This window comes from Vibrio sp. Vb0304 (assembly GCF_033338995.1).
GTDB lineage: Bacteria > Pseudomonadota > Gammaproteobacteria > Enterobacterales > Vibrionaceae > Vibrio > Vibrio alginolyticus.
This window is the reverse complement of the sequence record NZ_JAWOTT010000308.1, coordinates 1-1,101: the sequence shown is the minus strand read 5'-3', so window position 1 is coordinate 1,101 and position 1,101 is coordinate 1. Positions and strand designations below refer to the sequence as shown.

The 1,101-nt window shown below is 43.1% G+C and carries 1 protein-coding gene; it reads right to left on the bottom strand.

What is annotated here, in order from left to right; translation table 11 throughout:
* The coding region (locus R7P35_RS25850; protein WP_318093313.1) for an EAL domain-containing protein at positions 1-1,101 on the bottom strand (1,101 nt) is incomplete at both ends.

The following is a 1,101-nucleotide window of genomic DNA, read 5'->3' as shown; positions in this document are numbered from 1 at the left end:
TATTCTCGATTGGCTCTGGCTTTGCGTACACATAACCTTGGATCAAGTAGATATTGTGCGTAGCCAAATACTCAATCTGCTTTCTGTTTTCTACGCCTTCGGCAATCATTTCACATTCCGCTTTCATCGCCGCAGACACAATAGAATCCAACACTTTGAGTTTTTGGTCGTCTGAGCCAATTGGATCAACGAACATTTTGTCCACTTTCAAGCAGCGAATACCCAAGTCCTGCAAGTAAGAAAAGCCACCATAACCTGTTCCAAAGTCATCAATTTTGAACTTGTAACCTTTGTTGGTGAGGTAGAGAATCTCTTTTTTCGCGGCTTCTACGTCTTTAACCGGAATTCTTTCTGTTAGCTCAAAATGAATTCGGTTTGCACACGGCCAATTCAAATCTGCCAACAGTTTGGTTAACGAACCGGTTTCTAAATGAGAAGAGACAATATTGACACTCACACAAATCGACTCAGGCAGTGACTCAAGATCTTGGATGATTTTGCGAATCATCTGGTTCGTCATCGGAACAATCAATCCGCTCTCTTCTGCGGCGCCAATAAACATATTAGGTGGCACCAAACCATCGCGTCTTGACCAACGCACCAACGCTTCATAACCTACAGTTTGGCCATCTCTGCTATCCACAATAGCTTGATAGTAAGGGATAAATTCGCCGTTATTGATGCCGTTTTGAATCAGCCCTTTGATAGACTTTCTTAGGCTTTTACTTGAGATATAAAACAGCGCAAACACAATCCCAAGAATCAAAGTAGCAGGCACACCCCACACGAAAAGACGCTGATTCGCGTACGCAGCCAAGGCTTCACCACTGTAAATCTTGATGAGCATGTTGGCCTGAGATTCGTCAGAGAAGAAAAACTCGCTCGATAGCGCATTGTCTTCATCAATAATGTTAGGCATGCCGCGACTGATTGAAAGGTCACCAAACATAGGTTCGTGATATTCAAATTTTACGAATAAGCACTCTTCACACGGCTCAGCAATAAGCTGTTTTACCCAACTGTTATCGAGAACCCAAAACACCTCAACGTGCTGATTGTCATAAATTACCATCCATTCTGCTTGGTCTTTGTATTCCGGCA